We start from the raw sequence: 22,091 nt of genomic DNA, 5'->3' as shown, positions 1-22,091 counted from the left end.
TGCCGATACTGCCGGCCACAAAGAGAAGCAAGAACGTTGGGGGAATTTTCGATGGCGATCCGTCTGGGCGTTGGCCGTTTGCTTGGTCGATTCAAGATGCCGACATGGGGCGTGCGCGGCAGCCTGTTTGCGGCGTTCGCGGTGATCGCGGGCATGGGCCTCGTGATCGCAGCCGGCGCCGGCCTGGCGCTGCAGAATCTCGGCGGACGCATGACCGAGCTGAGCGGACGGGACATTCCGCGCCTGACCGCCAGCCTGCAATTGTCGGCGCTGAGCGCGAGCCTTGCGGCACAGGGACCGGCGCTGCTCGCGGCGCAAAGCGAGGAAGCCCTCAACGAGCGCACCAAGAAGCTCAAGGAATTGCAGGAGCAGACGCAGCAAAAGCTGACCGAGATCATCCAGCTCGGCGGCGACAAGACCGTCGTCTCCGGACTGAGCGAGACGATGAAGAGCATCAACGAGGCGGCCCAGAGCCTGGCCAAGGCGGCCCGCGAACGGCTGGATATCGCTGCCCTTCACGACAAGCAATATGACGCGCTGCGCAGCGCGCAGGGCGCCTTCGTCGGCGCGGCCAGCCCGGCGATGCTCGACGCGCAGACCCGGGTCAACGCCATTCTCGGCTCGGCCGACCTGTCCGCCGCGGATGCCTCCGACGCCGCGCAGACCGTCGGCCAGCTCGGCAACGTCGTCGCCAGCGGCAATCTCGCGGCCGCCGACATGAGCGCGGCGCTGTCGGCCAACAGCAGCGACAAGCTCGACGACATCCAGAAGGAATTCAAGACGGCACAGGGCCGCCTGCGATCCAACCTCGATCTGCTGCCGGACAACCAGGGCAACAAGATGCTGCGCGAGACGGCGGAGAAGCTGCTGGCGCTCGGCACCGGCAAGACCGGCGTGTTCAATCTGCGTGAGAAGGAGCTAGACTCCATCGACTACGGCCAGACCATCCTGGACGAGACCCGCAAGCTCAATGTCGGCCTCGGCATCAGTGTGCAGCAGCTCGTCGACGGCGTGCAGAAGGAGACCAACGCCTCGACCTCCCAGGCGCAGCAGGAGACCTCGCTCGCGACGTCCGTGATGCTGGCGCTCGGCGCCTTGATGCTGGTCGGCTCGGCGCTGTTCGTCTGGCTCTATGTCGGCCGCAACATCCTGCGCCGGATCACCGGCCTGCAGCGCGCCATGCAGCTGCTCTCGGCCGGCGATCTCGACACCGAGATCGCGCGCGCCAAGCACAAGGACGAGATCGGCGCGATGAACGACACGCTGACCGTGTTCCGTGACAGCATGATCGAAGCCCGGGCGCTCGCCAGCGAGCAGGACAAGGACCGCATCGCCAAGGCCGAGCGCGCCGCGCGCATGGAAGCGAAGATCGCCGAGTTCGAAAACACGGTGCGCTCCGCGCTCGACAATCTGGCGCAGTCGGCCAATTCGATGCAGTCGACCGCGCAGAGCATGTCGACCACCGCCGACCAGTCCAACGCGCTGGTCAACGCGGTCGCCTCCGCCGCCGAGGAGACCTCGGTCAACGTGCAGACCGTCTCGTCGGGCACCGAGCAGCTGTCGTCCTCGATCGAGGAAATCAGCAAGCAGGTCGTGACCTCGGCCGCGATCGCCAAGAAGGCGGTCGACGAAGCCGGCGCGACCGACGCCACGGTGCAGAGCCTCGCCGACAGCGCGAGCCGCATCAGCGTCGTGGTCGATTTGATCCAGACCATCGCCTCGCAGACCAATCTGCTCGCGCTCAACGCCACCATCGAGGCGGCGCGTGCCGGCGAGGCCGGCCGCGGCTTCGCCGTGGTCGCCTCCGAGGTGAAGAGCCTGGCGAGCCAGACCGCCAAGGCGACGGAGGAAATCCGCACACAGATCGCCAGCATGCAGGACATCACGACCTCGGCGGTCGGCGCCATCCAGGGCATCGGCCGGATCATCGGCGAGATCAACGACGTGACCACGACGATCGCGGCCGCGGTCGAGGAGCAGGGCGCCGCCACCCGCGAGATCGCGCGCAACATCCAGCATGCGGCCGGCGGCACCAGCGAAGTCTCCAGCAACATCGTCGGCGTCTCCACCGCCTCCGCCGAAGCCGGCGCCGCGGCGAGCGAAGTGCTGGGCGCCTCCGACGCGCTGCGGCGCGAAGCCGACCTGCTGCGCGGTGAGATCGACGCGTTCCTCAACAACATGCGGGCGGCGTAGAACGCCGCGGCATCGGCACTGCGCTTCCTCTCCCGCCTGCGGGCAGGGCAATCGCATATGGAGCCGATCTCGCCTGTGGCCATCCTTCGAGACGCCCGCCGTTGGCGGGCCCTCAGGATGAGGATGCGGGTGCTTGGCACGAGTTTCAACGGGCACCAATGCTGCTTAGCCTCATCCTGAGGAGCTTGCGTAGCAAGCGTCTCGAAGGACGAGGCGCGCGCTCAGGTCCCGCAAAGCGCCATATGCGATTGCCCTGCGCCTGCGGGAGAGGGTCGGGGTGAGTCCGCGTCTCGCAGTCCCACATCACGGAAAAAGCCCCCGGTATGACCGCCATGCGCAGACCCCGCCCCGTCCTTTTTCGGCTGGCGCACCGCGCGCGCTGGGTTTAAGCGGGTAGCATGAACGCGAAAACCGACACCGCACCGTCCTCGGCCGAGGCGCTGCGCTATCCCTGGGACCAGCATCCCGGCCACGACGAGATCGTCGAAGTCAGGCCCGGGGTGTTGTGGGCGCGGCTGAAGCTGCCGTTCCGCCTCAACCACGTGAACATCTACCTGCTCGCCGACGGCGACGGCTATGCGATGGTGGATACCGGCTTCGGCAACGAGGAGACGATCGAGGCCTGGACCAAGCTGTTCGACGGGCCGCTGAAAGGCGTCAACATCACGCGCCTGATCGTCACCCACTCTCATCCCGACCATGTCGGACTTGCGGGCTGGGTGGTCGAGCGGTTCAACTGCCCGCTGGTGATGTCGCAGGTCGAGTATCTGCAATCGGTCTATCACCAGAACCGCGGCACCGCGGAGCGGCAGGAGGCGCAGCGGCTGTTCTTCCGCCGCCACGGCATGGACGAGTCGCTCACCGAAAAGCTGCTGGGCCGCGGCCAGGATTATCTCAAGCGCGTCTCGGTGCTGCCGCCCTCCTACCGCCGCATCTCCCATGGCGACGACGTCGTCATCGGCACGCGCCGCTTCAAGGTGATCACCGGCGGCGGCCACGCGCTCGACCAGGTGATGCTGTATTGCGCCGACGACAAGCTGTTCCTCTCCGCCGACCAGGTGCTGAGCAAGATCTCGCCCAATGTCAGCGTCTGGGCGGTCGAGCCCGATCAGAATTCACTCGGCGAATACCTGGCCTCGCTCGCCAGCCTCACCACGACGCTGCCCTATGACGTGCTGGTGCTGCCCGGCCACGGCGTGCCGTTCTACGGACTGAAGACGCGCATCAAGCAGCTCGCCGACCACCATGAAGAGCGCTGCCGCCTGATCGCGGAAGCCTGCCGCGAGCTGCCGCAGACCTCGCGCGCGCTGGTGCCTGTGGTGTTCAACAAGCATGTGCTCGACGAGCACCAGATGGGCTTTGCCGCCGGCGAACTGGTCGCCCATGTCAACTACATGATCGTCGAGGGCCGGCTGACGGCCGAGACGAAGGACGGCGTGCTGCAATTCAGGACGACGTAGACGTTGTCGTCATGGCCGGGCTTGTCCCGGCCATCCACGTTCTTCCACGCGAGAGAACGAGGTCGTGGATGCCCGGGACAAGCCCGGGCATGACGAGTTTGTGGAACCACCTCACTTCATATTCGCGATGGCGTGCAGCGCCGCGATGTAGCCGAACGGGCCCAGGCCGCAGATCACCCCGGTCGCCACGAACGAGATCTTGGAGTGGCGGTGATATTCGTCGCGGGCGTGGATGTTGGAGATGTGGACTTCCAGCACCGGGCCGTCGAACGTCTTGATCGCGTCCATGATCGCGACCGAGGTGAAGGAGAAGCCGGCCGGATTGATGACGATGGCGTCGGCATCCTGCCGCGCCGACTGGATCAGGTCGACGAGCACGCCTTCATGGTTGGACTGGTGGAAGGCGAGCTTGAGGCCGAGCTTGGCCGCCACGTCCGCGCAGCTCGCGTTGACCTCCGCGAGCGTCGTCGTGCCATAGATATGCGGCTCGCGGATGCCGAGCATATTGAGGTTGGGACCGTTGAGGATCATGACACGTTTCATCGGGCGTCCTTTCGCATGAGCTTGGCCGGGCACCGATCCGCGTCCCGACGAAAACGAGACGACGAGATCGGCGCGACCGGCTCGGCCATCATGGACGCAGGGCGGCCCATGGACAAAATGTCCAAGCCGGCCGCAGCGGTCTCCGGCTTTGGCAGGGGCCGCGGTCAACGGCGGCGGGCACGCGTTAGGCGTTTGATCCACATCAACTATCGCCTGCGAGGCGACGCTATCAATATACCCGCGCAGCTCGCACCAAATGTGTGCTGGCGCATAGACATTGGAGCTGGAAAAGCTCTAAAAATGAGCGGCCGCCGTGGCCGGGTTCCGTTGCAGGTCTTGCCGATGGATTACAACCAGTTCTTCGATTCCGCCCTCGATCGTCTCCACGCCGAGCGGCGCTACCGCGTATTCGCGGACCTCGAGCGCACGGCCGGCCGGTTCCCGCACGCGGTCTGGCACTCGCCCAAGGGCAAGCGCGACGTCGTGATCTGGTGCTCCAACGACTATCTCGGCATGGGCCAGCACCCGAAGGTGGTCGGCGCCATGGTCGAGACCGCGACGCGCGTCGGCACCGGGGCCGGCGGCACCCGCAACATCGCCGGCACGCATCATCCGCTGGTCCAGCTCGAGGCCGAGCTTGCCGATCTCCACGGCAAGGAAGCCGCGCTGCTGTTCACTTCGGGCTATGTCTCGAACCAGACCGGCATTCCGACCATCGCAAAGCTCATTCCGAACTGTCTCATTCTGTCGGACGAGCTCAACCACAATTCGATGATCGAGGGCATTCGCCAGTCGGGCTGCGAGCGGGTCGTGTTCCGCCACAACGACGTTGCGCATCTCGAGGAGCTGCTGAAGGCGGCCGACCCGAACCGCCCGAAGCTGATCGTCTGCGAAAGCCTCTATTCCATGGACGGCGACGTCGCCCCGCTCGCCAAGATCTGCGATCTCGCCGAGAAATACGGTGCGATGACCTATGTCGACGAGGTCCACGCCGTCGGCATGTACGGCTCGCGCGGCGGCGGCATCGCCGAGCGTGACGGCGTCATGCACCGCATCGACGTTCTCGAGGGCACCCTCGCCAAGGCGTTCGGCTGCCTCGGCGGCTACATCGCCGCCAACGGCCAGATCATCGATGCCGTGCGCTCCTATGCGCCGGGCTTCATCTTCACCACCGCGCTGCCGCCGGCGATCTGCTCAGCCGCGACCGCCGCGATCAAGCATCTGAAGGCCTCGAACTGGGAGCGCGAGCGCCACCAGGATCGCGCCGCTCGCGTCAAGGCGATCCTCAACGCCGCCGGGCTGCCTGTGATGTCGAGCGACACCCACATCGTGCCGCTGTTCGTCGGCGATCCCGAGAAGTGTAAGCAGGCGTCCGATCTCCTGCTCGAGGAGCACGGCATCTACATCCAGCCGATCAATTATCCGACGGTCGCCAAGGGCAGCGAGCGTCTGCGCATCACGCCCTCGCCCTATCACGACGACGGCCTGATCGATCAGCTCGCCGAAGCCCTGCTGCAGGTGTGGGACCGCCTCGGCCTGCCCCTGCGCGCCAAGTCGCTGGCGGCGGAGTAGGCTGTTCTCTTACCCTCCCCTGGAGGGGGAGGGTCGGCTCACATGGAGCGCAGCGAAATGTGAGACGGGGTGGGGTGACGGTCCCTCCACCTCCAACAGTGCCCGTGTGGAGAGATCACCCCACCCCGCTCGCGCTGCGCGCGATCGACCCTCCCCCTCCAGGGGAGGGTAGGCACCCGCGCTGCATGCTTGCACCTTAACGACGCCAGCAGTTCCCGCCCCAGCCCGGCATTTCGCTGTCGCCTCGCCCCGTCCAACGCGCTAGGTTCGCAGGGAAAATGAGCTCGGGCGCCACCGGCGCCCAGGAGAAGCGTGCTCGCCATGCTGCACGACTGGGGCGTGATCGCCGCGGCCTTCGGCTATATCGGCTTTCTGTTTCTGGTGGCGAGCCATGGCGACCGCCGCTCGCCGGCCGGGCGCGGTCGCACCCCCGGGCTGATCTATCCGCTGTCGCTGGCGATCTATTGCACCTCCTGGACCTTCTTCGGCTCGGTCGGCTTCGCCACCCGCACCTCGACCGACTTCCTCGCCATCTATGTCGGCCCGATCCTGATGATCGGGCTCGGCGCCGGCGTCCTGCGCCGCGTGATCCAGCTGGCGAAAGCCCACAACATCACCTCGATCGCCGACTTCATCGGGGCCCGCTACGGCAAGAGCCAGGCGGTGGCGGCCACCGTCGCCGGAATCGCGATCATCGGCTCGGTGCCCTACATCGCGCTTCAGCTCAAGGCGGTCGCCTCCTCGCTGGAGACGATCCTGAGCGAGGACCAAGCCTTCTCCCACATTCCGATCGTCGGCGACGTCGCGCTGATGGTGACGCTGGCGATGGCGGCCTTCGCCGTGCTGTTCGGCACCCGGCAGACCGACGCCACCGAGCACCAGCACGGCCTGATGCTGGCGGTCGCGACCGAATCCATCATCAAGCTGGTCGCCTTCCTCGCCGCCGGCATCTTCGTCACCTTCTGGATGTTCTCGCCGCAGGAGCTGATCGAGCGCGCCATGAAGACGCCGGAGGCGGTGCGCGCCATCAACTACTCGCCGTCGATCGGCAACTTCCTCACCATGACGCTGCTGTCGCTCTGCGCGATCATGCTGCTGCCGCGCCAGTTTCACGTCAGTGTGGTCGAGAACTCCTCCGACGCCGAGGTCGGCCGCGCGCGCTGGCTGTTCCCGCTCTACCTCGTCGCCATCAATCTGTTCGTGATCCCGATCGCGCTCGCCGGCCTCGTCACCTTCCCATTCGGCGCGGCCGAACCCGATATGTACGTGCTGGCGTTGCCGATGGAGGGAGGTGCGGATCTGCTCAGCGTCGTTGTGTTCGTCGGCGGCCTGTCCGCGGCGACCGCGATGGTGATCGTGGAATGCGTCGCGCTCTCCATCATGGTCTCGAACGACCTCGTGGTGCCCCTGGTGCTGCAGCGGCGGCCTGAGGGGCGGACCGGCGGTGCCGATTTCAGCAACTTCCTGCTGCGCTCGCGGCGGCTCGCGATCTTCGCCATCATGGTGATGGCCTATTTCTACTACCGCGCGCTCGGCAATACCCAGCTCGCGGCGATCGGCCTGCTCTCTTTTGCCGCCATCGCCCAGCTTGCCCCGAGCTTCTTCGGCGGATTGTTGTGGCGGCGCGCCACCGCGCGCGGCGCGATCGGCGGCATGCTGGTCGGCTTCGCGGTGTGGCTCTACACGCTGTTCATGCCGAGCTTCATGGATTCCTCGACATCGGGCATCCTGTTGCTCCAGCACGGCCCGTTCGGCATCGAGGCACTGCGGCCGCGGGCGCTGTTCGGCTCCGACCTGCCGCCGCTGATGCACGGCGTCATCTGGTCGCTATCGCTCAACATCCTGACCTATGTGCTGCTGTCGCTGGCGCGAAGGCCCTCGTCCATCGAGCTGTTGCAGGCCGATCTGTTCGTGCCCAATACGCTTGCGCCGATCTCGCCCAGTTTCCGGCGCTGGCGCACCACCGTCACCGTGCAGGACATCCAGACCACGGTGGCGCAATATCTCGGACCCGACCGAGCGCGGCATTCCTTCGAGGCGTTCTCCGCGCGGCGCAATTTGCGGCTCGAGCCGGGAGCTCCCGCCGATTTCGAGCTGTTGCAGCACGCCGAGCACCTGATCGCCTCCTCGATTGGCGCCGCCTCCTCCCGCCTCGTGATGTCGCTGCTGCTGCGCAAGCGGACGGTTTCGGCCAAAGCCGCACTCAAGCTGCTCGACGATTCCCACGCGGCGCTGCATTTCAACCGCGAGATCCTGCAGACCGCGCTCAACCACGTCCGCCAGGGCATCGCGGTGTTCGATGCCGACCTGCAGCTGATCTGCTCCAACCGGCAGTTCGGCGATCTCCTCAATGTGCCCCCGCACATCGTCCAGTTCGGCACGCCGCTGCGCGAGATCCTGGAATTCATGGACGCGAGCGACCCGGACCGTCAGGCCGACAGCGAGGCGATGATCGAGCAGCGCCTCGCGGCCTACACCACCGACAGCGAGCCGTATCTCGAACGCCTGCCGGAACGCCATATGGTGATCGAGGTGCTCACCAACCGCATGCCAGGCGGCGGCTTCGTCATCACCTTCACCGACGTCACGCCCAGCTTCGAGGCGGCCGAAGCGCTGGAGCGCGCCAACGCCACGCTGGAAAAGCGCGTGCGCGACCGCACCGAGGAGCTGACGCGGCTGAATTCCGAGCTCGCCCTGGCCAAGAGCGCGGCGGAAGACGCCAGCATCTCCAAGACCCGCTTCCTCGCCGCCGCCAGCCACGACATTCTCCAGCCGCTGAACGCGGCGCGGCTCTATGTCACGAGCCTGGTCGAGCGCCAGCACAGCGGCGAGGAGACCCGGCTGGTCGAGAACATCGACGAATCGCTGCAGGCGATCGAAGAGATCCTCGGCGCACTGCTGGACATCTCGCGGCTGGACGCCGGCGCGATGACGACCTCGATCTCGAGCTTCAAGATGGCCGATCTGATGCGCTCGCTGGAGATCGAGTTCGCACCGATCGCGCGCGCCAAGGGCCTCGAACTCGTCTTCGTGCCCTGCTCGCTGCCGGTCGAATCGGATCGGCTCCTGCTGCGGCGCCTGCTGCAGAACCTGATCTCGAACGCTATCAAATACACCCCGCGCGGCCGCGTGCTGGTCGGCTGTCGCCGCCAGGGCCCTTCGCTCAAGATCTGCGTCTACGACACCGGGGTCGGCATCCCACCGATCAAGCGCGGCGAGATCTTCAAGGAATTTCATCGCCTGGAGCAGGGCGCGCGCATCGCGCGCGGCCTCGGCCTCGGGCTCTCGATCGTCGAACGGCTGGCGCGGGTGCTCAAGCACGGCATCGCCATCGACGGGACTGCAAGCGGCGGCTCGGTGTTCTCCGTGACGGTGCCGACGGCGAAGGCGATCACCCACACCGCCGCCGTGACCAGTGCGACGCCGCTGGCGCACACGCCGATCTCGGGCGCGCTGATCGTCTGCATCGAGAACGACCCGGCGATCCTCGACGGCATGCGTACGCTGCTGAAGGCGTGGGACGCCGAGGTGATCGCGGTCGCCGATCCCGAAGGCGCGATCGCCGCGATCGAAACCGCCGGCCGCCGCGTCACCGGCCTCTTGGTCGACTATCATCTCGATCGCGGCAACGGCATCGCCGCGATCCGCGAGATCCGCCGCCGTTTCGGCGACGGCATCCCCGCGATCCTGATCACGGCCGACCGCAGCCCCGCCGTGCAGATCGCCGCCCGCGACGAGAAGGTCGCGGTGCTCAACAAGCCGGTCAAGCCGGCCTCGCTCCGCGCCCTGCTCGGCCAGTGGCGCACGCAGCAGATGGTGGCGGCGGAGTGAAGCGCGCAATTGCGAGCGCCCCCACGTGAGCACTCCGTGTCCCGGACAAGCCGGAACGCGCCAGCGTTGCGGCGCCGAGCCGGGACCCAGCGTGGCACGGCACTGCGCGGCGAGATGGGCCCCGGCTCTGCAGCGCACCGCACCGGCCGATGCTTCGCATCGCCGGGGGGACGCTGCGCTGCGTCCGGGGCACGAGAGTGAGATGTAATTGCTCTCTCCGCACCATTTGACGCGTCAGTGACGCAACAGCGTCGTCATCCAATTCGTATTTCCTCTCGCAGACACGCCTTCGCGTTCTCGCGGCGCGATTCGCCCGAGTTTTGCGCTTCTCGTCACGCCCTCCTTGGAGAAAAGGGCGCAGGGAAGGCCGGGTGCCGGCCGGCACCCGCGGTCCGCTGCGCGAAATACACACGCAGGAAGAACCGCACAGCAGCATACAGGTGTAGCCGAACACACGGCCTTCCCTGCGCGATGGTCGGACGGCTTATGCCGTGCTCTCCCGGGAGCCGAACTTTCCTTCTGGCCTCCCTCGCCTCACGGAAGTCGCCGGCATTGCGCCGGTTGGCGCCATGTCGCCTCCGCAAGACTTGACCGTAGCAACGACGGCCAGGACCACACGGTTTTGCCGTACGCTTGCGCGCCGTTCGTACAACGCGGCTTGCGAAAAGCTCACGGGGATCGGCTCAATCCATCACCCCGCCCTGCATCTCGCATCCGCGACGGCGCCAATGGGTCCACCGCAGCCCGATCCGCGGCTCGTGACGACGTACGACCGCCCCTTTTCGCCGGATCGGAGTGTGTGATATCTACGCTGAATCCGAATTTCTGTAAAGCAGAATCATTATCCGCCGCTCGATCGAGCCAGCCGTTGCTGTTTTGCGCGACGATGCAATCCCTTGGGGGGCCTCGGGCATGTCACTGCAAAATCATGCTTCGAAGAACGCGCACATGATGTCCGCTTATCTCCCAAGACCCGACATCCGCGAGTTGGCGAGTAAAACGCCTTACCCCGCCGGGGTGCCCTGCTTCCACTGGCCGCCGGCGATCTTGGCGGCCGCGATCACCGCCTGGGTGCGGCTTTCGACGCCGAGCTTTTGCAGGATCGCCGAGACATGCGCCTTGATGGTGGCCTCGGAGACCCCGAGCTCGTAGGCGATCTGCTTGTTGAGGAGCCCCTCCGACAGCATCATCAGGACCCGGACCTGCTGCGGGGTCAGCGTCACCAGGCGGTCGCGCAGGCGCGTCATGTCGGGATCGCTGGCCGCGGACAGGTCGGTGTCAGCGGGAACCCAGACGTCGCCCTCCATCACCTTGAGGATGGCATCGCGCAAGGTCTCGACGCCGAAACGCTTCGGGATGAAGCCGGAGGCGCCGAAATCGAGCGAGCGGCGGATCGTGGCGCTGTCGTCGGACGCCGAGACGATCACCACCGGGATCGCCGGGTATTGCGCGCGCAGATAGATCAGGCCAGAAAAGCCCGAGATCCCGGGCATCGAGAGATCGAGCAGGATCAGGTCGACCTCGGAGGTCTGTTCCAGCAGCCCCGTCAGGTCCTCGAAGGATCCGGCCTCGTCGATCCTGGCCGACGGGAGGACACCCGCCACCGCCTGTCGCAGCGCATCGCGGAACAAGGGATGGTCGTCGGCGATGACGAGATGGGTGTTTGCATTGGCTGTTGCAGTCATCTGTTCCGCAGGCCGACGAAAGATCGGGAAAGAATTTCAACTCGTTGCCGGTCAAGCAACAATTGACGATTGTTCACCGACTGGAGCCGTCTTGCAAGGTAACCTTCCGCCCGCAATCGCAAGGCAGTTAATCACGGGCGCGAACCGGTCGATGCTGCAGCGCAAAAAACCGCTGACGGGGCTCATCAATCCCTGAACAACAGGTCCCGGGTCAAATCATCGATCACGGCGACCGCTTGGAGCGCTGCCCTCAATCGCTCGCGGTCACGGGTCGACAATCGCTTGACCAGCACCGCATTGGAGGGCGGCGTTCCCTGCGCCACATCCGCAATCTGTTGCGACACGATCAGCTCCAGAAAGACACCATGGGCCTCGTCGAGCGCATCGAGATCGGTCTCGCCACGGCCAACCACGGCCTTCACGCCCGCGAGTCGCTGCGATGTCGACCGGCCCATCACATGGTAGCGAATCGCCATCGCACGCGCTGCAGCGACCAGGCTGAACAGCCCTGCCGCCTTGAGGTCGATGCGACCGCCTTCAGTACGGATGCCGCCGAAGAATTTCAGGCTCGCAGGGACACTAATCCCTTCGACCAGAAGCTTGGCGAATGCGACCTGCCCCTCGGCGGCCGCGAAGGCCGCCTGCCTGACGGAGACGGCGAGGCTGCCGTCGCCATGAACGGCCCGGAGATCGAAGAAGATATCCACCGACAGCAGATCCCTTGGACTGGCGCGCCAGACCCAGTGCTCGATGCGGTCCCGCCACGTTGCAACAGAGCCGCGCCAGGGCGCGTTCTTCGCCATGACGCCCCCCTTGCAATAGGGTACACCGGCCTCGTGCAGAATATCTGCAACGTGCGCTCCGAACGTCGCGAACCAGCGATCCTCGTCGCCTCCCGGTTCGCCTTGCTCGAAGATCACGGCATTGTCCTGATCCATCGCCAGCAGGCTCTCGCCGCGTCCGGCAGACCCCAGCACGACCAGCGTGTATGGCGTCGGGGGGGCGCCCTCGCCGCGCTCCTGCATGAGCCGCTCGGCAATCACGGCGGCCTGACGGGCGAGGGCGCAGAGCTCACTGGAAATCACGTCTGCGACCTGGCGGCCGGACAATCCTTCCGCCAGGAGCACCTCCGCAACCCGCGGCAGCTTCGCCCAGGCCCGCGCCAAGGCCTGCGTATCCGCGGCATCCTCGATCTCGTCCCCGAGCGATATGGCCTCCCCCGCCCGCAGACGCAGCAGGTCCCGCGCGGACAACGCACCGACCACGCGGCCAGCCTCATCGACGACACCGAGATGACGGGTCTTGAGCCGATTCATCCGGCCAATCGCGCGATAGACGAGCGCGTCGTCGGGAATCGACGCCAGCGGCCTGCTCATGATCCGGTGCACCGGCAGCTCCAGCGCCGGGGCACCGAACCGGGCGATCGCCCGCAGCACGTCGCGCTCGGTGACGATCCCGGCCTCGACGGCCTTGACGTCGTCTGCGGCCGCATCCGGCGCGCCGACGTACACAGCCGATATTCTCTCGCTCGTCATTCGCGCCAGGGCGCTGCCCACCGACACGTCTGCACCGACGAAAATGGCGGGATATCGCATGATGTCGCGGTTGCGGTGGCGATAGGGATAGGCGTCGAACCGCTCCAGCGTTTGCTCTGCATCGCTGCGGGCTGTCGCTTCGACCGCCTCGATCCAGCCCATCCGCACCTGATCGTCGAGCACGGCGGTGAGCGCGCGACAGACCCGCTCGGCTTGAGCAACGGTCCGGATGCCGTGCTCGCGCAGCCTCGGAAGCAGCGCCAGGAAGATCCGTGCCGTCGTGATCGCATCGCCGAGAGCGGAATGCCGACCGGTGACGTCAATGCCAAGCCAGGCCGCAAGATTCTCCAGCTGGTATCCGCCGAGGTCCGGCGCAACGATCTCCGCGAGCAGTCTGGTATCGAGCGTTCGGGGCCGGGACCATGGCAATCCCGCCAGATCGCATTCGCGCTTCAAGACCGCCAGATCGAAACCGATCATGTGCCCGATGACGACAGCCCGGCCGAGAAACGCCTCGAAACGCGGCCAGACGTCCACGAACAGCGGCGATTCAGCGACCGTGGCATCATCGATGCCGTGAATGCGCGTCGTCTCGGCGGGGATCGGTTGATCGGCCGGCCGCAGCAATTGAACGAACGAACCGCCGTCGCCCAGCTTTCCGGCCGACAGACGCACGCCGGCAAGCTCAATCACCCGCGCCTTGCGCGGATCGAGCCCGGTCGTTTCGGCATCGATGACAACGGCGTCGAGCGACAGAAGCGGGGCCGCACCACTTGTCGTATCCATTGTCCCCCCTCGGAAGACCCGGGCCGTGCGATGCCGGCCGGCAAACCGGGCATTGGCAGAGGCCGGGCGATCCTACGCCAGCAGCGTGTTGGTCACCGCAGCCGCATCGATGCGATCGACCAATTCGTCATGGATGTTGCACAGGCTGACGCGCAGATAATTGCGTATCGTCTCGAAATCCCGTCCGCGCAGTTTTTCGTGGATCGGCATCATCGCAAAATACGTTTCCGCCAGCGGCTCGGGAATGTCCATCACGCGCTTGGGCGCATGCCCGCCAACGAGGTCGAGCCGCTGCTCCAGCTCGCGCCGGGCCTGAAGCCAGGCGTCCTCGCCGATCGACGGCGGCACTGGATAACGGTCGAAAACCGAGAGGACGACGAGGATCATCCGGTCGAGAACCGCCCGGCGCTGCGTGCCGGCATGTGGGCGCAATACCCCGTCGACCATCTCGCCGACCATCGCAAGCCCGAGCGGATAAGCCTGCCAGCGCGAACGTTCGACGGCCTGTGCAAACCCTTCCTCGGCAAACAGCACCTTGGCGTAGTGGCCGGCGCGGGCACGCGAATACTCGTAGATTCCCTTTTGCACGATGAACGCCGACTGCGCATCGATGAAGTCGGCAAGCGCCTCGCGGTCGCCAATCGGCGGCCGGGGTCGAAAGAATTTTTGCAGCAGCTTCATCGCAGTCCGATCCTGCCAGACGGAAACGCCGTGCTATCCCGCGCTCGCCGCGCCCGAATTGTCAACGGCCGAACTCCGTTCGCATCCGCAGCATCGGTTCCCTCCGAAAGTATTATAAAGACCTCGGTACTCCTGATGTTAGCCTCCGACATTCCAAACTGGCCAAAGACCGGTTGGAAGGCGGCACGGGGGGGCCGCAGCGATGGGTATGCAACCCCTCGATTCCTCCGGCTCACATGCCGGAGCGCTGACAGAGGAAATGCAGCCCATGCCTGACTCCCAGAATCTCAGAGAACGAGAAGAAGCCCACTGGCGCAAGACCTCGCGCCTGATGCTGACCAACCTCGGCATCTGGTTCTTCTTCGGATACGTCATCCACATGTTCGTGGTTCCGCTCAACACCATCCAGTTGCCGATCCTTGGCTTCCCGCTCGGTTTCTATATGGCCGCGCAGGGTTCGCTGATCGCCTTCGTGGTCATCCTGTTCGTGTTCGCCAGACAGCAGGACAAGATCGACCGCGAATACGGTTTTGCAGAAGACGACTAGGGGGGATGGAACATGGCTACGCAGGCCTCAACCGGCGGCTCCGACTTTCTCAGCAACCTTGGGCGGATCTACGGCTTCTACACCGGTGGATTCGTCGCGTTTGTCCTTCTGCTCGCCGCCCTCGAGATGATCGGGGTGCCGAACAAGGTTCTAGGCTATCTGTTCGTGTTCTTCACGCTCGCGGTCTACGCCATCATCGGCGTTCTGTCGCGAACGGCACAAGTTTCGGAATATTACGTGGCGGGCCGCAGCGTGCCGGCGTTCTACAACGGCATGGCCACCGGTGCCGACTGGATGTCGGCAGCGTCCTTCGTGGGCATGGCGGGCACGCTGTTCCTGCTCGGCTATGACGGGCTTGCCTGGGTGCTCGGATGGACCGGCGGCTTCGTGCTGGTCTCCATCCTGATCGGGCCTTATCTGCGAAAATTCGGCGCCTATACGGTGCCCGACTTCCTGTCCTTCCGTTATGGCGGCAATTTCGCCCGGGGGCTCGGCGTCATCGTGCTCGTCGCCTGCTCGTTCACCTATGTGACGGCGCAGATCTACGGCACCGGCATCATCGCCTCGCGCTTCCTCGGAATGCAGTTCGAGCTCGCGGTTTTCGCGGGGCTGGTCGGCATCCTGGTCTGCTCGATGCTGGGCGGCATGCGCGCGGTGACCTGGACGCAGGTGGCCCAATACATCGTGCTGATCATAGCCTACCTGACGCCGATCGTGATCCTGTCGACCAAGATCTACGGGATACCGATTCCGCAGCTGACCTATGGACACGCGATCGCGGCCATCACGGCGCGCGAACAGGAGATGCTCGCCAACGGACTGGCGGCGGCGGCAAGCCTCAAGCCGCACATTCAGCCGTTCCTCAGCTACAGTCCGCTGAACTTCTTTGCGATCATCCTCTGCATGATGGTCGGCACGGCCTCGCTGCCGCACATCCTGATGCGATACTTCACGACACCGTCGGTGCGTGAGGCGCGGCAATCCGTGGCATGGTCGCTGCTGTTCATCTTCCTCCTGTACTTCTCGGCGCCTGCCTACGCAGCGTTCTCCAAGCTGGAGGTGTACACGAACATCATCGGGCGCGATCTGTCCGCGATCAGACCCTGGCTGTTCAGCTGGGGCGAGCTCGGGCTGATCCAGATCTGCGGCAAGAACGCCGTCAACATCGACGCCGTCATTGCCGCATGCAAGGCCGTTGCCGGTCACCCCGGTGTGGTCCGGCTGCAGGACTTCGTCATCAACACGGACGTGATCGTGCTCTCGACACCGGAGATCGCGGGGCTTCCCTACGTGATCTCCGGCCTCGTCGCGGCCGGCGGCCTGGCTGCGGCTCTGTCCACCGCCGACGGGCTGCTGCTCGCGATCGCCAATGCATTGTCGCACGACGTCTACTACAAGATGATCGATCCGAACGCGCCGACGGCGCGCCGGCTGATCATCGCGCGCGTGTTGCTGCTGGCGGTCGCGGTCATTGCCGCGGCGACGGCCGCCACCAAGCCCGGGGATATCCTGGCCATGGTCGGCTGGGCGTTCTCCCTGGCGATGGCGGGCAACTTCCCGGCACTCGTGATGGGCGTCTGGTGGAAGCGCACGACGTCCGCGGGCGCGGTCTGCGGCATCATCGCCGGGTTCGGGCTCTGCCTGTTCTACCTCGTGACCACGCGCTATTTCCCGGGCGCCGGCGTCCAGTACTTCGGCATGACGTCGCTGCTCAATCCGGCCACCGGCGCACCGCTGGTCGACATCGTCAAGGCCATGGCATTGCCCAACGCCATGGAGAGTTGGCCGACGCTGGCCCACCCGCTGGCCAACAAGGTGGGTTGGTTCAACCTCAACAACATCGCATGCGGTTTGCTGGGTGCGCCCTTCGGCTTCGCGGTGATCATCATCGTGAGCCTGCTGGGACGGGCGCCGTCGCGGGAAATGCAGGCCTATGTCGACGAGATCCGCAAGCCGCGAGGCCGCACGGTGCTCGAAGAGAAAACGACCTGAGCGGATCGGATAGATCGCGACAAACGGGGCCTTGCGAGGCCCCGTTTTTGTTTGCGACCGGTGGCGCTCGCTTGCCCCGAACCGCCTGCCTTGACATTGTTGCGTGCGGAGGCTGGTGCAGAATGCCCGACGGCCCGGGCGGAGCGAGCGACCCTCGCAAGACCATGCTGCTTCCACAGCGACGCCCGGGAGGAGGACCGATTTTGGACATTGCCGACTCGTTCGTCAGATACTGGTATTTTCACCTGCCGAACTTCGTTCTGGCGGCTCTGATGTACACCATGCTCGGCCGCTTCCTGCTTGGCCTCTTCGTCGACGCCGACTCGCCAAACTACATCTGGCGCTTCTTCTGCCGCTTCACCGATCCGGTGCTCACCGCCATTGCAACCGTCACGCCGAAGGCAGTTCCTCCAGCCGTCGTGTGGTTGTTCGGTTTTGTCTGGATGTTCTGGTTGCGGATCGTGTTCCACTACACGTTGCTCGTGCTCAATCTCGCGCCGCGACTTGCCGGAGGAGGATCATGAGCCGCAACTTCTTCCTGATCGGTATTGCCTTCTTCGGAATGATCAACGGCCTCTTCAACCAGCTTTGGCTGATCTTCGCCTTGCTCTACGTCCAGCCGCTCGCAGGCCCTCTTCTGTTCGGAAGCATGTCGCTGACGCTGATGTTCGCCTCGCTGATGGTCTCGACCGCTACCGTCATCCTGGGCGGCATTCCCGCCGCCATCTACGAACGCGTCACCGGCGCACAGGAGTCGAACGGCGTCTCGCTTTGGATCTGGCTGGCCGGCACGGCCATTCTGGCGCTCCCCGCCGCCGGCAATTTCATCAGCATCGGCCTCTGAACGGCGGGCGGGAACCATTGAAGGCAGGCCCCGCAGGGACTACCCTGAGCCGCATCTCAATCCTCTCGATCCCAATGAGCCAGGCGACGGAGCCCCTCATGGAAGAAATGCGCCGCATCGCCTTTGAAACGGTCCTGCGCGCGTGCGGATTTGCCTCCCTCGCCATATTCTGCGTCATGATCGGCCTTTCGTTTCTGCCGCGCTCCGCGTTTCAGGCGGGAGGCTTCCTGAGCCTGATTATGACACTGGTGCTGCTCCTGAAGGCGGAGGAGGCGCGGACCAAAGACCATCGCCGCACCGAGATGTGGCTGTATCTCCCAAAAGACCGACGTCCGCCGCAGCCGCATGCCCAAAAAACAGTCTCGGCGGTGATGCGAGAGACCTATCTGGTGTTTGCATACTGGTCTGCGCTGGTGTCCGTCGTGATGTGGATCGTCGCGATGGGCTTTTCCGTCCTTGAACTTTAGTTTGAGGCTGCAGACCCCACGGTATTGCGCTCCTGCGGTTCCGTGATTTCTGGCCGATATCTCCGCGGTCCTTCCGATTCGCGTCGAAAGTACTATTGGGCCGGACGCGGTAGGCATGTAATTGCTCGCCCCCTATTGATGGCGCGCCTGCGTGGCGCGAATCGATTCTTGAACAAGAAAACAAGCGGGAGCGAATCTGTATGACGACAGTAACTGCAACATCTGCACCATCTGCCGGCGCCGGGATGACGAAGGACGAACGGTTCGTCATTCTCGCTTCCTCGCTCGGTACCGTTTTCGAATGGTACGATTTTTACCTCTACGGCTCGCTGGCCAGCATCATCGGCGCGCAGTTCTTCTCGGCCTATCCGCCGGCAACCCGCGACATCTTCGCGCTGCTTGCGTTCGCAGCCGGCTTCCTGGTGCGTCCGTTCGGCGCGATCGTGTTCGGCCGCATCGGCGACATCGTCGGCCGCAAATACACCTTCCTCGTCACCATCCTGATCATGGGTCTGTCGACCTTCATCGTCGGCCTGTTGCCGAACGCGGCGACCATCGGCATCGCGGCTCCGATCATCCTGATCGTGCTGCGCCTCGCCCAGGGCCTGGCCCTCGGCGGTGAGTATGGCGGCGCGGCGACCTATGTCGCGGAGCACGCTCCGAACGGCAAGCGCGGCTACTACACCTCCTTCATTCAGACCACCGCGACGCTCGGCCTGTTCCTGTCGCTGCTGGTGATTCTGTTCACCCGCAGCGCCCTCGGCGAACCGGACTTCGCCGCCTGGGGCTGGCGCATTCCGTTCCTGGTCTCGGTGCTGCTGCTCGGCATCTCGGTCTGGATCCGGCTCCGCCTCAATGAATCCCCGATCTTCCAGAAGATGAAGGACGAGGGAAAGAGCTCGAAAGCGCCGCTGACCGAAGCCTTCGGCAACTGGCAGAACGGCAAGCTCGTGCTGCTCGCGCTGCTTGGCGGCGTGATGGGCCAGGGCGTGGTCTGGTACACCGGCCAGTTCTACGCGCTGTTCTTCCTGCAATCGATCCTGAAGGTGGACGGCTATACCGCCAACCTGCTGATCGCCTGGTCGCTGCTGCTCGGCACCGGCTTCTTCATCGTGTTCGGCATGCTGTCCGACAAGATCGGCCGCAAGCCGATCATCCTCGGCGGCTGCCTGATCGCGGCACTGACCTTCTTCCCGATCTTCAAGATGATCACCACCAACGCCAACCCGGCGCTGGAGAAGGCCATCGAGCAGACCAAGGTCGAGGTGGTGGCCGATCCCGCGGGCTGCGGCGACCTGTTCAACCCGGTCGGCACCCGTGTCTTCAGTGCGCCTTGCGACACCGCACGTGCGTTCCTGTCGCAGTCGTCGGTCAAGTACACGACCACGCCAGGCGCGGCCGGCTCGGGCGTGAAGGTGACGGTCAACGGCAAGGAAATCGCCTACACCAACGCCAAGGACAGCAACCCGGCAATCCTCGCCGCGGTGCAGGCGGCCGGCTATCCGAAGCCCGGCGATGCCGGCATCGTGAAGATGGCGCATCCGCTCGACATCTTCCGTCCGCAGGTGGCGGCGATCATCGGCCTGTTGTTCGTGCTCGTGGTCTACGTGACCATGGTGTACGGCCCGATCGCGGCGATGCTGGTCGAACTGTTCCCGACCCGCATCCGCTACACCTCGATGTCGCTGCCCTACCACATTGGTAACGGCTGGTTCGGCGGCCTGTTGCCGGCGACCGCCTTTGCCATCGTGGCCTCGACCGGCGACATCTATGCCGGCCTCTGGTACCCGATCATCTTCGCCTCGATTACCGTCGTGATCGGCTTCTTCTTCCTGCCCGAGACCAAGGACGTCGACATCAAGGGCACCTGATCGAACCGATCTCAACCGACACCAACCGGCCGCGGTCTCCGCGGCCGGTTTTGTTTTGTGTCAGTTCTTTGCTTTGACGCGCTTTCTTGACGCGAACCGGCGCCCGCCTGGCTCGAAAACGCTCTACTGATTGCTGCCGACGAATTGCAGCACGACCTCGCGCCGGTGCGGACGCTTGCGATGCTCGATCAGATAGATCCCCTGCCAGGTGCCGAGCGCGAGCCTGCCGTTCAGAACCGGGACCTGAAGCGAGCTCCCGGTCAACATCGTCTTGACGTGGGCCGGCATGTCGTCCGGTCCTTCGGTGTCGTGAGTCCACCCGGCATTCTCCGGCGCGAGCCGGGACAGCGCCGTGGCGAGGTCGACGAGCACGGAAGGGTCGGCGTTCTCCTGGATCGTCAGCGAAGCCGAGGTATGGCGGATGAACAGCGTCAAGGCACCGTCGCGCGCGCGAACCTCATCGATGAATTTGGCAGCTTCGCTGGTGAGATCGGTGAAGCCATGGCCCGATGTCTGCACCGCCAGCAGTGAGGATGAGATGGTGGTGGCTTGCACCGTCGATGGCGCCGAGCGTGTGACGGATTTGCCTGATGTCATGGAAGGTCTCTCAACTCGGAAAGCCGCCGTAGGGTGGGCAAAGCGAAGCGTGCCCACCAATCCGTGCGACAATATCAAGATGGTGGGCACGGCGCTTTGCGCCTTTGCCCACCCTACGGCACTATGGCATCTCGCTGCGCCTCAAATCCTTCCCGACACGTCCTTTTGCACGCGGTTGGCGATGTCGATCAGCCGCCGCCAGGCCTTTTCCAGAAACGACATCACGCGATCGACGTCCTGGTCGCTCGGCAGCGGGATCTCGATCTTGCGCTCGCCCTCGGCGCTCCTGGGCTCGGCTTTCTTCAGCGGGTCGGATTTCGGCAGCGCCTCGTCGACCTTGCCCGACACCGTCGGCCCCGCCGCGAGTTGCCCCTTCAGCTTCTCGACCTCGGCCTGGAGCCTGCCGATCTCGGCGTCGAGCGCGGACCGTTCGTCGGGCACCGCATAGCAGGCCCAGCCGGCGCCGTTCTTGGTGCAGGTCGAGACCGTGCCGGTGCGGGTGTCGAGCCGCAGCACGCCGTCGGGGATGGGCGTCATGCTGTAGCGGCCGGTTTCGCCGTCGGGCGCGGATTGCGCAGCCACAAGATCACCGCCGATCGCCATCGCCGCGGCAAACGCCGCCGCCGCAAGCCAGGATGTTGTGGATGACGTTGCTGGTCTCATCGCGCTCTCCGCCACGGCGTGCAGGTGGCAATCTGGCAAATTCTACACCCCGGCGAGGTGATCCGCCGCCCAAAACGCACACCGACATCAACGATCGCGGCGGCGTCTACGATCCCGGCTGTGCGGCGAAACGGCGACAGCATCCGCCGATCAGGCGGCGAGCTGCTGCGGTGCGGCGTCACGCTGTGCGCAGCGCTGCCGTTCGCGTCAATATTGCCAAATAAATCAGCCACATAACCGAAAGCGACGCAATCGTGACTTGGCTTGACTTGATTATAGGCCATCAGTATGGTCCGCGCGGCTTTTGAGGGTGGCGGGCGTAATTTCCATTCAGCCGCGGCGTTTCGGGTCTTCGTTGCATGACACAGGGCACGGGGCACGGCGAGAATGGAGATCGCGATAGATCGTCCGAGGAAGCTGAGCTTTCCGAACGGCTCGGGAGTCTTGATCACAGGTTGTCCGAACTTCGCGACCGCCGGATCAAGACCGAGCAACCCGCAGGTGACGGTGGAGACGGAGCGGCCAGAGCCTCGGCGATGGCGCTTGGTTTCCGACTATCCTCGGAGTTGATCGCCGGCGTCGCTGTCGGAGGGGGGATTGGCTGGGGTTTCGACCGCTTGCTGTCGACCTCGCCTTTCGGGTTTATCGTGTTCCTGTTGCTGGGCTTCGTCGCCGGCGTAGTGAATGTGGTGAGAACGGCAGGCGCGGGTCAGAACAGGCGCGGGGGATCTTAGCCGATCCGTACCAGGAGAGTGATCGTGCCGGCCTCGCCGGTACGGGCCGGCCCGGCCGGCAGACCGAGACCCGCCGGCATTGCCCGGCAG

General features: G+C 65.0%; 18 protein-coding genes. 11 read left to right on the top strand and 7 right to left on the bottom strand.

Translation table 11 applies throughout. The features are described 5' to 3' along the window. Positions 1-51 precede the first annotated feature (51 nt). Both AC066S_RS00825 and AC066S_RS00820 read left to right on the top strand, forming a co-directional pair. Positions 52-2,193, top strand: coding sequence for a methyl-accepting chemotaxis protein (locus tag AC066S_RS00825; protein ID WP_478268689.1), 2,142 nt, complete (start codon positions 52-54; stop codon positions 2,191-2,193). Positions 2,194-2,591: 398 nt separating this feature from the next. Further along, entirely contained in the window at positions 2,592-3,653 is a 1,062-nt protein-coding gene (locus tag AC066S_RS00820; RefSeq protein WP_126259316.1) for an MBL fold metallo-hydrolase, read from the top strand. A 111-nt stretch (positions 3,654-3,764) separates the two neighbouring features. Here the strand turns inward: AC066S_RS00820 and aroQ are convergent, their stop codons facing one another. Next, a complete protein-coding gene (gene aroQ, locus AC066S_RS00815; protein WP_478268688.1) occupies positions 3,765-4,196 on the bottom strand; it encodes a type II 3-dehydroquinate dehydratase in 432 nt (143 codons plus the stop codon). Between the two features lie 342 nt (positions 4,197-4,538). Here aroQ and hemA point away from each other — a divergent pair, with 342 nt between their 5' ends. Continuing rightward, on the top strand, positions 4,539-5,768 hold the full coding sequence (hemA, locus tag AC066S_RS00810; protein WP_126259549.1) for a 5-aminolevulinate synthase: 1,230 nt from the start codon (positions 4,539-4,541) through the stop codon (positions 5,766-5,768). A 321-nt stretch (positions 5,769-6,089) separates the two neighbouring features. After that, entirely contained in the window at positions 6,090-9,599 is a 3,510-nt protein-coding gene (locus AC066S_RS00805) for a PAS domain-containing hybrid sensor histidine kinase/response regulator (RefSeq protein ID WP_135170542.1), read from the top strand. 1,004 nt (positions 9,600-10,603) lie between these two features. On the opposite strand, the gene AC066S_RS00800 is transcribed toward AC066S_RS00805, so the two are convergent. The 3 genes from AC066S_RS00800 to AC066S_RS00790 all read right to left on the bottom strand — a co-directional run bounded on the left by AC066S_RS00800 (position 10,604) and on the right by AC066S_RS00790 (position 14,286). Beyond that, complete coding sequence (locus tag AC066S_RS00800) at positions 10,604-11,284, bottom strand: response regulator transcription factor (protein ID WP_478268687.1); 681 nt, start codon at positions 11,282-11,284, stop codon at positions 10,604-10,606. 185 nt (positions 11,285-11,469) lie between these two features. Further along, positions 11,470-13,605, bottom strand: coding sequence for a DUF294 nucleotidyltransferase-like domain-containing protein (locus tag AC066S_RS00795; protein WP_478268686.1), 2,136 nt, complete (start codon positions 13,603-13,605; stop codon positions 11,470-11,472). A 72-nt stretch (positions 13,606-13,677) separates the two neighbouring features. Then, a complete protein-coding gene (locus AC066S_RS00790) occupies positions 13,678-14,286 on the bottom strand; it encodes a hypothetical protein (RefSeq protein ID WP_135170539.1) in 609 nt (202 codons plus the stop codon). 268 nt (positions 14,287-14,554) lie between these two features. Here AC066S_RS00790 and AC066S_RS00785 point away from each other — a divergent pair, with 268 nt between their 5' ends. The 6 genes from AC066S_RS00785 (at position 14,555) to AC066S_RS00760 (ending at position 20,007) form a co-directional block, all read left to right on the top strand. After that, on the top strand, positions 14,555-14,833 hold the full coding sequence (locus AC066S_RS00785) for a DUF4212 domain-containing protein (RefSeq protein WP_135170538.1): 279 nt from the start codon (positions 14,555-14,557) through the stop codon (positions 14,831-14,833). Positions 14,834-14,845: 12 nt separating this feature from the next. After that, positions 14,846-16,825, top strand: coding sequence for a sodium:solute symporter family protein (locus AC066S_RS00780; protein WP_135170537.1), 1,980 nt, complete (start codon positions 14,846-14,848; stop codon positions 16,823-16,825). A 122-nt stretch (positions 16,826-16,947) separates the two neighbouring features. Then, on the top strand, positions 16,948-17,349 hold the full coding sequence (locus AC066S_RS00775) for a hypothetical protein (protein WP_478268685.1): 402 nt from the start codon (positions 16,948-16,950) through the stop codon (positions 17,347-17,349). Beyond that, on the top strand, positions 17,346-17,669 hold the full coding sequence (locus tag AC066S_RS00770) for a hypothetical protein (protein ID WP_135170536.1): 324 nt from the start codon (positions 17,346-17,348) through the stop codon (positions 17,667-17,669). The genes AC066S_RS00775 and AC066S_RS00770 overlap by 4 nt, the downstream gene beginning before the upstream one ends. 98 nt (positions 17,670-17,767) lie before the next feature. Beyond that, the gene (locus tag AC066S_RS00765) at positions 17,768-18,136 is read left to right on the top strand and encodes a hypothetical protein (protein ID WP_135170535.1); all 369 of its coding nucleotides are present in this window, start codon (positions 17,768-17,770) and stop codon (positions 18,134-18,136) included. Positions 18,137-18,381: 245 nt separating this feature from the next. Next, positions 18,382-20,007, top strand: coding sequence for an MFS transporter (locus tag AC066S_RS00760; protein WP_209311873.1), 1,626 nt, complete (start codon positions 18,382-18,384; stop codon positions 20,005-20,007). A 123-nt stretch (positions 20,008-20,130) separates the two neighbouring features. Here the strand turns inward: AC066S_RS00760 and AC066S_RS00755 are convergent, their stop codons facing one another. From AC066S_RS00755 to AC066S_RS00745, 3 genes are all read right to left on the bottom strand, one after another. Then, positions 20,131-20,604 (bottom strand): secondary thiamine-phosphate synthase enzyme YjbQ, encoded by a 474-nt coding sequence (locus AC066S_RS00755; RefSeq protein ID WP_478268684.1) that lies wholly within the window; start codon positions 20,602-20,604, stop codon positions 20,131-20,133. 141 nt (positions 20,605-20,745) lie between these two features. Further along, positions 20,746-21,267, bottom strand: coding sequence for a hypothetical protein (locus AC066S_RS00750; protein WP_478268683.1), 522 nt, complete (start codon positions 21,265-21,267; stop codon positions 20,746-20,748). Further along, entirely contained in the window at positions 21,264-21,719 is a 456-nt protein-coding gene (locus AC066S_RS00745; RefSeq protein WP_478268948.1) for a hypothetical protein, read from the bottom strand. Before AC066S_RS00745 ends, AC066S_RS00750 begins: the two co-directional genes overlap by 4 nt. On the opposite strand from AC066S_RS00745, the gene AC066S_RS00740 reads away from it, so the two are divergent. After that, entirely contained in the window at positions 21,627-22,001 is a 375-nt protein-coding gene (locus tag AC066S_RS00740; protein ID WP_126261086.1) for an AtpZ/AtpI family protein, read from the top strand. The genes AC066S_RS00745 and AC066S_RS00740 overlap by 93 nt on opposite strands. Positions 22,002-22,091: the final 90 nt, after the last annotated feature.

It is taken from the genome of Bradyrhizobium sp. CFUWI, assembly GCF_056429085.1.
The sequence above is the reverse complement of the archived record's forward strand: the minus strand, read 5'-3'. Positions and strand labels throughout refer to the sequence as shown.